The following is a 12,649-nucleotide window of genomic DNA, read 5'->3' on the forward strand; positions in this document are numbered from 1 at the left end:
CCCTCGATCTACTTTCCACTTTTTTATCCTCGTAATTTTCGTTGCAATTCATATAAAATGTTCATCGCTTCAAGCGGTGTCATATCCAAAATATCAAGTCCATTTAGCTTTTCAAGTATTTTTTTCTCTTTTTTAGTTAAACTCGAAGTTTTCGCTGTTTTTGGCGTTTCTTCAAAGAAGGATAGTTGCGCCATCGATGTTTCCATTTCTATTTGGTTAGATACTTGAGAATGACTTACTGGCTCCTTTATCATTTGAGGACCGGCTGTCTCTAATTGGTCAACGTGCTGATTGGTCTTGTTCGTTTGTGTCACTGCTGGTGATTCGGCAGCGGCCTTATTTTCTAACGCCTCTAAAATTTCGGCAGCGCGAGTGATTAATTCTTTAGGAAGCTCCGCTAATTGCGCTACGTGAATTCCATAACTTTTATCAGCAGCCCCTTCTTTAATCTTATGGAGAAATACAACTTTCCCATTTTGTTCAACCGCCGAAACGTGAACGTTCTTCAACCTTGAAAGTTCCGATTCCAATACAGTCAATTCATGATAGTGGGTTGAGAACAAAGTTTTCGCGCCAATCCGATTGTGAATGTATTCAATGATTGCTTGTGCAAGTGCCATTCCATCATACGTTGATGTCCCACGGCCAATTTCATCGAATAAAATTAAACTATTTGACGTTGCATTCGCAATCGCATTTTTTGCTTCAAGCATTTCAACCATGAACGTACTTTGCCCTGAAATTAGATCATCAGCTGCGCCAATTCTCGTAAACACTTGGTCAAAAATCGGCAACTTCGCTTCGGCTGCTGGAACAAAACAGCCTATTTGCGCCATAATCGCCGTTAAGGCAATTTGCCGCATATAAGTGCTTTTCCCCGACATATTCGGTCCGGTAATTAAAAGCAATTCCCGCTCTTTGTCCATATAGCAATCATTAGGGACATATTCTTGAGCAGACATGACTTTTTCAACGACTGGATGACGGCCATTCTTTAAGACAACTTTTCGTTCTTCTGTAAAATTAGGCTTTACGTATTGACGCTGCTCACTTAACTCTGCAAAACTAGTAAGCACATCAAGCTCGCTGACCGCTTGGGCTAATGCTTGCAATCGTGGAATATATTCTTTTACCATTTCCCGGATGTTTACAAAAAGCTCGTACTCTAAATCAACAATTTTTTCTTCCGCTTGTAAAATAAGATCCTCTTTTTCTTTCAACTCAGGGGTAATAAACCGCTCAGCGTTCGAGAGCGTCTGTTTACGTTCATATTGGCCTTCTTGTAACAGATGCAAGTTCGCCTTCGTTACTTCGATATAATAGCCGAACACTCGGTTATAACCGATTTTCAATGATTTAATCCCTGTTTTTTCCCGTTCCTGGCGCTCGAGATTCGCTATCCATGATTTCCCATTTCGGCTTGCATCTCGATAACGATCAAGCTCGGCATTATATCCGTCCTGAATGATATTTCCTTCTTTAATCAAAATCGGTGGATTTTCAACTAGTGCTTGCTCGAGTATATCGGTCACCTCTTCACATGGATCAAGTTGATCCGCAAGCTGATCCGACACTTCATTGTTCATCGCAACAAGTGTTTCTTTTAATATTGGAATTTGCAGCAAGGATTTTTTAAGTTGAACAAGATCGCGCGCATTCACATTTCCGAATGCTACTCTTCCTGCCAATCTCTCTAAATCGTATACTTGCTTTAACATTTCCCGAATCTCTTGCCTTTCAAAAAAGCAGGCCATAAATAACTCAACAATGCCTTGACGATATTCAATCTCCTTGCGATTAAGGAGCGGACGGTTAATCCATTGTTTTAACAGTCTTCCGCCCATTGCCGTCTTTGTTTCATCAAGCAGCCATAGTAGAGACCCTTTTTTGGCCGTAGAGCGGATGGTTTCCGTCAACTCAAGATTTCGCTTTGAATAAAAGTCAATCTTCATAAACTGCTGAACTTCATATTTAACAACAGGCTGCAGATGGTCTAAATTCCGCTTTTGTGTTCGATGTAAATAATTAAATAAGCGGGCGGTTACCACTTTTGCGTTTTCCTCATCAAGTTCGGCTAACAAGTGCTCATAGCTCATGTTAATTTCGATCGTTTCCTCATATGAAATCGCGAGGACTGCCTGACCTTTTAGCTTTTGTTGGATTTCTTCAGGTGTGGAAGGGTCTAAAACAAGTTCCTTTGCCCCAATCGACGATAGTTCGTTTAGAACATCATCAAGGCTACCAGTTAAAATCGTCACACGGCTTTCCCCAGTTGAAAGATCACTGCAGGCAAAACCATAAGTACCTTCATCAAAAACAGTCACGGTGGCAATGAAGTTATTTTCTTTTTCATTTAACCCACGCCCTTCCATGAGCGTTCCAGGGGTAATCAGCTGAACAACCTCTCGTCTGACCACCCCTTTTGCGGCCTTCGGATCTTCTGTTTGCTCGCATATCGCCACTTTATATCCCTTTTGAATCAGTTGCTCAATATATCCTTGAGCGGCATGGTAAGGAACGCCACACATTGGAATTCGATCTTCGCCCCCACCATCACGACTCGTTAAAGTAATTTCCAATTCCTGTGATGCTTTCACCGCATCGTCAAAGAACATTTCATAAAAATCGCCAAGGCGAAAAAATAAAAAGGCATCTTGATAGTCTGCCTTAATCTGTAAATATTGCAAAATCATCGGAGTGTAAGCTGTCATAAATTCCTCCAAAATCTGTTGTTTCGACATCTTTCTAAAAATCTATTATAACACAATTTTTTCAGCTAAATCTCGTTGGTATTTTTTTGCAAGTGGTTTTTTATGTCTCCCAAAAATTTTACCAATAAGGATAAACGAATAAAAAAAACTAGGAAGTACACCTCCCTAGTTTGTCGTTATTCCTCTTCAGCTCCTAATATGAAGTCTGGGTTTAAATCTTCAAACTCTTCATCATCGACATCAAATCCCCAATCTTCATCACTGTCTTCGCATCCATCAGGGTTAATGGCTACGCACACTTTTGTTTCGCCAATGATTTCTGTGATGAACTCTCTTTCAACGTGAACAATGATTTTATTTCCATTTGGTGAAATGACTGCTTCAATACAATTTGGTTGTTGAAGCACTTCGACAAGAACATCATGGTCATCCATGCAGTCAGGATCACGGTACTTCAGTTTGATGACATCACAATAAGTTACTTTTTCAGTAACAACTTCTGTTTTTGTATTATCATCAAAGGAGTACCAACAGTTGATATCATATGATCCACTGACCTCAACTGTTTTTCCGGTCTTTTTCGCCTTATATTTGTGGTTTATGACCCAGCAGCCAAGAATACTGCTTGGATCATGCGGTGGGCAAATCGTATGATTGGACTGTGTGAATTTACGTCCTTTCGCTACGACGGCTTTTGTAATAATCTCTCTGTATTCTCCCATTGCTTAGCGAACCCTCCTCAATCAGTTTCAATTCATCCTATGCGGGACAATAGACTAGTGTGCGCATGATTTATCTTAAATCCCCAAGGATTATTCAGGCATACAACATGATATGCCCAAATGGAGGAAAGGTTCCCAATCAGCTTGTTTACAGCGGGTTCTATCATAATGAAAAGGGCATCCATCAGGACACCCTTTTCGCCGGTACTTTAATGATCATGACTACAGCTAGAACCTTTGGCGAGCTCTGCGCCCGTTTGGCCACGCAGTACATCTCCACCAGTAGATAAAATGATTTCATCTGTTACGGTATTTGAAATTGTTGAGGCTATTATTTGCAATAAATCATTCACTTCGAGCTGTGATTGCTTGAACTCTTGAACGATTGGAATTTCATCCAATTCAGCTTCAAGTTTGGCCATTTTCTCTTCTGTTTTTTTCAGGGCTTCTGGTTTATCATAATGCTTAAAATTGACTGCTTGCTTCTGTAAACCCTTAATGGATGAGATGAGCATACTTACTTTTTCATTGCTATGAATTTGCGCTTCCGCACGCTTAAAAAAATCTACTTCTTCTGTCTCAGCAACCATTTTAGCGAGCTCTTTTGCATGTGCAATGATATCATCTTTATTATATTTAGCCATCCTATTTCACCTCAACTGATTGTAGTTCTTCCACGATTTCTCCATTTAAAGACCATGTTTTTGCTTCGATAATTTTAACTTTCACTATTTTGCCAATCGCTGTTTTTGGTCCAATAAAGTTAACTAGTTTACTCTTATTAGTGTAGCCGGCAAGTACATCCGGATTGTTCTTGCTTTCCCCTTCGACAAGAACCTCTACTGTTTGACCTTCATACTTTTTCAACGCTTCTGCAGAAAGTTCGTTAACTAATGCATTCAGACGTTGCAATCGTTCTTTTTTCACTTCTAACGGTACATTATCTTGCATTTTTGCAGCAGGTGTACCTTCGCGAGGAGAATAAATAAACGTATAAGCTGATTCAAATCCAACTTCTTTAAACAAAGACAGCGTTTCTTCAAACTGTTCTTCCGTTTCATTTGGATAACCTACGATAATATCTGTCGTCAAGGCGACATCCGGAATCGCTGCTTTAATTTTTTTGACTAGCTCTAAATATTGTTCACGCGAATATTTACGAGCCATAATTTTCAACACATCGGTTGATCCTGATTGAACTGGCAGATGAATATGATTCATCAAATTGCCGCCTTTTGCAAGTATTTCTATGAGACGATCATCAAAATCACGTGGGTGGCTTGTTGTGAAACGGATACGTGGAATGCCAATTTTCCGAATTTCATCCATTAAATCACCTAAGCCATACTGTAAATCTTCGAAATCCTTTCCGTAAGCATTTACGTTTTGGCCAAGCAACGTAATTTCTTGATACCCTTGCGCTGCGAGTTCACGAACTTCTTGGATAATCTCATCTGGGCGACGGCTACGCTCTTTTCCGCGTGTGTAAGGAACGATGCAGTACGTACAAAACTTATCGCAGCCATACATAATATTGACCCAGCCTTTAATATTGCCACGACGCACCTTCGGAAGGTTTTCGATCACATCCCCTTCCTTAGACCATACTTCGACAACCATTTCCTTCGCCATATAAGCTTCTTGAAGGATGTTAGGTAAGCGGTGAATATTATGAGTCCCAAAAATGACATCCACATGGTTATATGTTTTTAAAATTTTATTAACAACAGATTCTTCTTGGGACATACAGCCACATACACCGAGAAGCAAATCCGGTTTTTGCATCTTTAAATGTTTTAAATGACCAAGTTCACCAAACACTTTGTTTTCTGCGTTTTCACGAATCGCACATGTATTGAGGAGGATAACATTCGCGTCTTCAACAGAATCGGTTGCTTCATAACCTAAAGCCATAAAAATTCCCGCCATGACTTCCGTATCATGTTCGTTCATTTGGCAACCATAAGTTCGAATATAAAATTTCCTTCCATTCCCTAAGCCACGGAATTCTTCAGAAATTTTAAAGTCATCATGGTACTTAACTTCTTCCTTCCCCCGCTTTTTTGCATCCTTTAAGGAAGGCGGAACAAAGACCGTTTCAAAATATTTGCTATAATCCTTATCGGATTTTTTGTCCGAAGGATTTGCTGTTTGAACATTTTGGCCTTCTAGCCGCTGCTTTTCATTCATTCTTTTTGCTCCTTTCAAACGCTGAAAATTAATGTGATTTAGCAAGAAAATCAAACATACAATGTATAATTATAACGGTTAATAACGAGACAAACAATATCAGTCATCACAATCTAAAAGGAAATTACGGTTTCCTATCATTTTATTATAGTAAAATATTATCTCTATATAAAACACAATAATTTCCAACAACAATGCCCGGTCCCCATTTATAAAATTAATGTTTTTTTCATCCAGAAGGACATGAATGACCTTTTTTTGAAAAAGGAATGTTCTTTTACTTAGTTCTAAGATTAATAACTCGATTGGTTATAAAATGATTGGCTTTTTATGCCTAGTACTCGGATTAAAAACGTGGATTGTTCAAAAATTGGCTAGGCTTTATTGCTAGGGCTTGGATTAACCGCGATAATAAGGCTGGTTTATTGCTAGTACTTGGATTAAAGCGATTTTTGGTCGTTTTTTATTGCTAGTACAGGGATTATATTGACGTTTTGACCTCAGTTTATTGCTAGTACTCGGATTAACGCCTCTTTTTACAGCGTTTTATTACGAGTACTGGCAATATATTAATGAAATTTGTTGTTTTTAATGCTAGTACTTGGATAAAAAAACGCGTTACCAGCATTATCGTTCAAAAAGCCTACGAATCTCTTCAGTCAAATGTTTATAGATAATTGAATTATTTATACAAAAATAACTGTGCTTTTCCCCCTTGTGTTTTTACTAGATTTAAGCAATTATTTTGTTTCTACGAGCCAAAAAACCCCGACGAAAAGTCGGGGTCTTTGTTATATAAATTCAGCTGTTAATTTATCAAAATACTCTTGATCAAGCGTTAAGTCTGCTTGTGAAAGTGGTGTTGGCGAATAGCCTTTCACCAATTCTTGATAAGACTGGCGCTCTGTATTCTGATAAATAAGTCCTGTAAGTAATCCATCATGTTTCATCAATGTTTGCATTGCCATTTCACGACTAGATGGATCATATCCTTCCACATCGCTTAATTTAGTCAAGTTTTCTTTAAACCAATCATATGTGTTTACTTTATTGTATGTTACGCATGGACTGAATACGTTAATGAGAGAGAATCCTTTATGATTAATTCCGGCTTCAATTAACGCAGTCAAGTCTTTCAAATCAGTTGAAAAGCTTTGGGCAACAAAGGTTGCTCCTGCAGTAAGCGCCATTTCCATAGGGGAAATCGCTTGTTCAACTGAACCTTCAGGTGTTGATTTTGTTTTGAAACCTGCTGCTGAGCGTGGAGATGTTTGTCCCTTTGTTAACCCATAAATTTGGTTGTCCATGACGATATAGGTAACATCAATATTACGGCGAATCGCATGAATAGTATGTCCCATTCCAATTGCAAATCCGTCCCCATCTCCACCAGAGGCGATGACTGTTAAATCGCGATTAGCCATTTTTACACCTTGTGCGATTGGCAATGAACGACCATGAATGCCATGGAACCCATATGAATTAATATATCCAGAAATACGTCCTGAACAGCCGATTCCAGAAACAACGGCCAGTTCTTCAGGTTCAAGACCGACGTTCGCTGCCGCACGTTGAATCGCAGCCTGAACCGAGAAATCTCCACAACCAGGGCACCAGTTTGGTTTTACATTGTTTCGAAAGTCTTTAAATGTGGCCATTTAGAACAACTCCTTGCATTTCGTGTGAATTTCATGCGGCAAAAACGGATTTCCATCATATTTAAGCACTTTATGAATTTTTTCGACATTCCCAATGTTCATCTTCATAATATTCGCTAACTGACCAGTTGCATTGTTTTCAATTACTGCTACCTTTTTCGCTGAATTTACAAGCGTCAACATTTCATCAGCTGGGAACGGATGAACTAAACGGACATGAGCATGGTTTACCTTTATACCTTCCTGCTCTAAGCGTCCCATCGCTTCATCAATCGCCCCTCTAGTTGAGTTAAAGCCAACAATCAACAAATCTGCGTCCTCATGCGGAGCGTTCTTATATATTGGAGTATCAAATTTAATATTCTCAACTTTACGGAAGCGCTTATCCATTTGAGCATTACGATTTTCCGCAGATTCAGACGGCTTCCCTGTTTCTCCATGTTCAACCCCGGTAACATGATGGATTCCATTTTTCATACCAGGAATCGTTCGAGGTGAAATACCATCTTCTGTCACTTCATAACGTTTGAAGTATCCTTTATTTTCTAGTTCTGGCAGTTCACCTGTTTGCAGTTTTCCACGGCGAATTTCTACTTTTGAATAATCAAGCGGTTCTACTGTCTGTTTCCCTAAAGAAAGTTGAAGGTCTGTTAAGATAATGACTGGACATTGGTATTCTTCAGCTAAGTTGAACGCCTCTGCCGCGTCATAAAACGCTTCCTGTACCGTACTAGGAGCCATGACAATCTTCGGAATTTCCCCATGAGTTCCATAAATCATTGCCATTAAATCAGACTGTTCTTGCTTTGTTGGAAGACCTGTTGATGGTCCGCCACGCTGAGTATCAACAATAACTAATGGTGTCTCTGTTATCCCTGATAACCCAATCGCTTCCATTTTAAGAGATAACCCTGGTCCAGCTGAAGCTGTAATCGTACGAACACCACCGTAGTTCGCTCCAATTGCCATTGTCGCTGCCGCAATTTCATCCTCTGTTTGGATAACCGCTCCGCCGATTGCTGGCAATTTTTGAATCAAATACTCCATGATTTCAGATGCAGGTGTAATTGGGTAAGCCGCCATAAAACGACAACCTCCTGCAAGGGCACCCATTGCAATCGCATCATTTCCAATCATGAATAATCTCTTTTGGCCATCTGCTTTTGCTAATTGCATAACTTCATTGTTTGACCCTAATTTTTCTTCCATATATTCATAGCCAGCTTTGATGGCTTCCATGTTCTTTTCGACTACTTGTTGACCTTTTTTCCCGAATATTTCCCGAACAACTTCTTCAAACACGTTAATATCAAGATCTAAAACCGCACTTGTTGCCCCAATAGCGACCATATTTTTCATGAGGGACGTTCCCAATTCTGTAGCAATTTCTGTAAATGGAACCGCATACAAAGATGCTTCAGTATCCTCTGGTTTGACTGGATCAAATTTAGCATCCGCCATAATAATCCCGTTTTCATGAAGTTCCTTGTAGTTTACATCAATCGTCTCTTGGTCAAAAGCAACCAAAACATCCAAATCGTCAGAAATAGACCGAACTTCCGTTGTGCTGACACGAATTTTATTATTCGTATGACCACCCTTAATTCGCGACGAAAAATGTCGATACCCGTATAAATAATAGCCTAGTCTGTTGAGGGCAATTGCAAAAATTTCCCCTGTACTTTCAATTCCTTCTCCCTGCTGTCCTCCAACTTTCCATGAAAGTTGATTGATCATCTCCTACACCCCTTTAGGTACGATAAAAAATATGTAATTCTCATCTACACTCATTTTAGCACTTTTCCAAGTAATTCACTAGAAATTAGTCCGTTTCTTTTTTTCAATAATCAATTACTTAGTAGGTACTAAACGCTTACAATTCTAGACCTATACCAGAAAAATTGCAACCCTTTCGACCTAAATATTGAACAAAATATGAAATTTTTTTATTTTTAAATTTTATTATGTTCTAATAGCCTTTCTTTCATCATTTTAAGCCAATAAAACGTTAATCATCCCACTTTTCATCAACGTCTACTTTAATTGCCAAGCTCCTAGAAAAATATATCTATTATCCTAATATAATAGTGAACAAAAAAATCCACCTGGACATCGCTGTGCAGATGGACGGTCTTCTATTCTGTTGATAATGAGGCCTTCCTAGAAACTACCTTGGTTCAATAATGAGTTTTATAGCGGTACGTTCTTCTCCATCAATCAGGATATCGGTAAATGCCGGGATGCAAATTAGATCAACTCCGCTAGGTGCTACAAATCCTCGTGCTATCGCTACTGCCTTGACGGCCTGATTCAATGCACCCGCACCGATTGCCTGAATTTCTGCATTTCCTCTTTCTCGCAGAACTCCTGCAAGCGCACCAGCTACAGAATTAGGATTAGATTTTGCTGAAACTTTTAATATTTCCATTCCTAGCTCCTCCTTATTTTATCCCCAACCTGAGTGCCCAACAAATCACCACTCGGATAAGATCATTCCACTGCTACTATATTCAGAAAAATCCACCTATATGCCGAGCATACTAAAAAAAAGGAGAAGCTTAAACTATTTATTCATAGAAAGAATGGTTTTCATTGATTTGAATTCGCTGAATCTTTGTTGCTTTTCCTGTTTTATTATCAAGGTCAATCAATACACCTGATAATTGTGCTGAGCCGGTTTCACTCACTTCGAAACGAACAGGCAATGTTGTCAAGAAACGTTTCAAAACAGAACTTCTTTCCATTCCTAAAATCCCGTCATACGGCCCTGTCATGCCTGCATCCGTTAAATAAGCTGTGCCCTTTGGCAAGATGCGTTCATCAGCTGTTTGCACATGTGTATGAGTACCGATGACAGCTGTAGCCTTTCCATCTAGATACCAGCCCATTGCTTGTTTTTCACTCGTTGCTTCCGCGTGAAAGTCAACAAAAATAATCGGGGTGCGTTGTCTCGCTTCTTCAATTAATTCATCCGCTTTTTTAAAAGGGCAGTCAATGGCCGGTAGAAATGTTCTTCCTTGTAAATTTATTACGGCCACTTCGTCCTGATTCACTTTTAAGTAGACAATCCCATTACCTGGTACTTCTTCAGGAAAGTTTGCTGGTCTTATTAAATATTTTGCCTTATCGATAAAATCAAATATTTCTTTTTTATCCCAGGCGTGATTTCCTAATGTAACTGCCTGTGCCCCCCATTCTAAAAATTGTCGGTAAATCTTTTCGTTAATTCCCTTCCCACTAGCGGAGTTTTCGCCGTTTACTATCGTAATCGTGGGACGAAACTTATCTTTTAATTTGGATAAATATTCTTTTACCATGTCTCGTCCTGGAGAGCCGACAACATCACCGATAAACAATATTCTCATATTTCTCATCCTAACTTTCGTTTAATCTACTCATTGTATCATAACGGCATCTTCGTTTAATATTCTTTCCAAAACGGGTGAATAAAAAAATCAAAAGGATGAAAACAATTATCGTTATTTGACCGCGGGGCTAAATTCACATCTTTACGCAAGTATGGCAGAACCAGAACCATTAGACCGTCTACAAATATGAAAAAGCGGTGCCTAAGCACCGCTTTATTTTGCGTATTCAACTGCCCTCGTCTCACGAATGACAGTAACCTTTATATGACCAGGATAATCTAGCTCTTCTTCAATATTCTTCCTTATATCACGCGCTAGGCGATGTGCTTGAAGATCATCAATTTGGTCCGGTTTGACCATGATCCTAATTTCACGACCAGCCTGAATCGCAAAGGACTTCTCAACCCCTTCAAACGATTCTGAGATCTCCTCCAACCTCTCTAAGCGTCGGATATAATTCTCTAGCGCTTCACTGCGTGCACCAGGTCTTGCAGCTGATAATGCATCTGCAGCAGCGACAAGCACGGCAATAATTGAAGTTGGTTCCGAATCTCCATGGTGAGAAGCTATGCTATTGATGACGACAGGATGCTCCTTATACTTTGTAGCCAGTTCAACACCAATTTCAACATGGCTTCCTTCGACCTCATGGTCAATGGCTTTCCCAATGTCATGCAATAAACCTGCACGCCTTGCCAACATCTCATCTTCTCCCAACTCAGCTGCCAACAATCCCGAGAGCTGTGCGACTTCCATTGAGTGTTTAAGAACATTTTGTCCGTAGCTTGTACGATATTTCAAACGCCCTAATATTTTGATCAAATCTGGATGAAGACCATGGACCCCGACCTCGAACGTCGTCTGTTCTCCGACTTCCCGAATATGTTCATCCACTTCACGACGAGCTTTTTCGACCATTTCCTCAATTCTCGCTGGGTGGATTCGGCCATCTTGAACTAACTTATCAAGGGCTAATCGTGCAGTTTCACGACGGATTGGATCGAAACCAGATAGAATAACTGCCTCTGGAGTATCGTCAATAATTAAATCAATCCCCGTCAGCGTTTCTAACGTACGGATATTCCGCCCTTCACGCCCAATAATCCGTCCCTTCATTTCATCATTCGGAAGATTGACAACAGAAACTGTTGTCTCAGCAACATGGTCTGCAGCACAACGTTGAATGGCAAGAGATAATAGCTCTTTCGCCTTTTTGTCGGACTCTTCCTTGGCCCTGTTTTCACTTTCTTTGATCATGACAGCGACGTCGTGAGCAAGTTCCTTTTCAGTACGTTCTAAAATGATGGATTTTGCCTCATCACGCGTTAAGCTCGAGATTCGTTCAAGCTCGGCTTGTTGTGTACGCACCATTTCGTCCACTTTGCTTTGCATCTGTTCAATATGCTGTTGTCTTTGGTTTAGAGAGTCATCTTTCTTCTCCAAAAGGATTTCACGTTTATCTAACGACTCGTCCTTCCGGTCAAGATTCTCCTCCTTTTGCAGTAAACGATTTTCTTGTTTTTGAAGTTCATTTCGACGCTCACGCACTTCCTTTTCAGCTTCCGTGCGCAGCTTATGAATGTCATCCTTTGCCTCAAGCAGGGCTTCTTTTTTTAATGCTTCCGCATCCCGCTTCGCATCCTCAAGAATTTGTTCTGCCGCATTTCTTGCCCCTGCTATTTTTGCCTCTGCAACGGATTTTCGATAAAAATAGCCAACAACTGCACCGACGATTAGGCCAAGCAAAATGGAGATGATTGTTATGAAAACTTCCATCATTTCACCTCCTCTTGCTATGAACTTTTATTACGTTTTTTAAAGTGTCGGCATGTATATTGTTTCTAACATCAACATACAGCACAAAGGCTTTTAAACGTTTTTATTACTATAAAAAGTAAAAATATACATGTTTAATTGTATGTTTTCCAATTTTCATTGTCAAGGGGGGGCAGGCTTGAGCGGCCATCTTTATCTAAAAAATACATTTGACAAAAAAAAGG

Annotated in this window: 9 protein-coding genes; all 9 read right to left on the reverse strand. The window is 39.7% G+C overall.

The features are described 5' to 3' along the window. Window positions 1-23: 23 nt before the first annotated feature. The 9 genes from mutS to rny all read right to left on the reverse strand — a co-directional run bounded on the left by mutS (window position 24) and on the right by rny (window position 12,428). Window positions 24-2,711 (reverse strand): DNA mismatch repair protein MutS, encoded by a 2,688-nt coding sequence (mutS, locus tag GNT69_RS16680; protein ID WP_203556114.1) that lies wholly within the window; start codon window positions 2,709-2,711, stop codon window positions 24-26. A gap of 176 nt (window positions 2,712-2,887) precedes the next feature. After that, window positions 2,888-3,433 (reverse strand): outer spore coat protein CotE, encoded by a 546-nt coding sequence (locus GNT69_RS16685; protein WP_203556115.1) that lies wholly within the window; start codon window positions 3,431-3,433, stop codon window positions 2,888-2,890. 209 nt (window positions 3,434-3,642) lie between these two features. Next, on the reverse strand, window positions 3,643-4,077 hold the full coding sequence (locus tag GNT69_RS16690) for a YlbF/YmcA family competence regulator (protein ID WP_203556116.1): 435 nt from the start codon (window positions 4,075-4,077) through the stop codon (window positions 3,643-3,645). Window position 4,078: 1 nt separating this feature from the next. Next, window positions 4,079-5,623 carry a tRNA (N6-isopentenyl adenosine(37)-C2)-methylthiotransferase MiaB gene (miaB, locus tag GNT69_RS16695; RefSeq protein WP_203556117.1) on the reverse strand — a complete coding sequence of 515 codons (1,545 nt, stop codon included), beginning with the start codon at window positions 5,621-5,623 and terminating at the stop codon, window positions 4,079-4,081. Window positions 5,624-6,414: 791 nt separating this feature from the next. After that, entirely contained in the window at window positions 6,415-7,281 is an 867-nt protein-coding gene (locus GNT69_RS16700; RefSeq protein WP_203556118.1) for a 2-oxoacid:ferredoxin oxidoreductase subunit beta, read from the reverse strand. After that, on the reverse strand, window positions 7,282-9,018 hold the full coding sequence (locus GNT69_RS16705; RefSeq protein ID WP_203556119.1) for a 2-oxoacid:acceptor oxidoreductase subunit alpha: 1,737 nt from the start codon (window positions 9,016-9,018) through the stop codon (window positions 7,282-7,284). A 430-nt stretch (window positions 9,019-9,448) separates the two neighbouring features. Next, window positions 9,449-9,709: a stage V sporulation protein SpoVS gene (gene spoVS, locus GNT69_RS16710; protein ID WP_090742139.1), complete on the reverse strand. Its 261-nt coding sequence runs from the start codon at window positions 9,707-9,709 to the stop codon at window positions 9,449-9,451. A 139-nt stretch (window positions 9,710-9,848) separates the two neighbouring features. Further along, on the reverse strand, window positions 9,849-10,646 hold the full coding sequence (locus GNT69_RS16715; protein ID WP_203556120.1) for a TIGR00282 family metallophosphoesterase: 798 nt from the start codon (window positions 10,644-10,646) through the stop codon (window positions 9,849-9,851). A 216-nt stretch (window positions 10,647-10,862) separates the two neighbouring features. Next, window positions 10,863-12,428: a ribonuclease Y gene (gene rny, locus GNT69_RS16720; RefSeq protein ID WP_481747651.1), complete on the reverse strand. Its 1,566-nt coding sequence runs from the start codon at window positions 12,426-12,428 to the stop codon at window positions 10,863-10,865. Window positions 12,429-12,649: the final 221 nt, after the last annotated feature.

The organism is Bacillus sp. B15-48 (assembly GCF_016879755.1).
In the GTDB taxonomy this organism is placed as follows: domain Bacteria; phylum Bacillota; class Bacilli; order Bacillales; family Cytobacillaceae; genus Mesobacillus_B.

Coding starts and splice junctions, on each gene's coding strand:
- mutS (WP_203556114.1), bottom strand. CDS start 2,711: ATGACAGCTTACACTCCGATGATTTTGCAATATTTACAGATTAAGGCA.
- GNT69_RS16685 (WP_203556115.1), bottom strand. CDS start 3,433: ATGGGAGAATACAGAGAGATTATTACAAAAGCCGTCGTAGCGAAAGGA.
- GNT69_RS16690 (WP_203556116.1), bottom strand. CDS start 4,077: ATGGCTAAATATAATAAAGATGATATCATTGCACATGCAAAAGAGCTC.
- miaB (WP_203556117.1), bottom strand. CDS start 5,623: ATGAATGAAAAGCAGCGGCTAGAAGGCCAAAATGTTCAAACAGCAAAT.
- GNT69_RS16700 (WP_203556118.1), bottom strand. CDS start 7,281: ATGGCCACATTTAAAGACTTTCGAAACAATGTAAAACCAAACTGGTGC.
- GNT69_RS16705 (WP_203556119.1), bottom strand. CDS start 9,018: ATGATCAATCAACTTTCATGGAAAGTTGGAGGACAGCAGGGAGAAGGA.
- spoVS (WP_090742139.1), bottom strand. CDS start 9,709: ATGGAAATATTAAAAGTTTCAGCAAAATCTAATCCTAATTCTGTAGCT.
- GNT69_RS16715 (WP_203556120.1), bottom strand. CDS start 10,646: ATGAGAATATTGTTTATCGGTGATGTTGTCGGCTCTCCAGGACGAGAC.
- rny (WP_481747651.1), bottom strand. CDS start 12,428: ATGATGGAAGTTTTCATAACAATCATCTCCATTTTGCTTGGCCTAATC.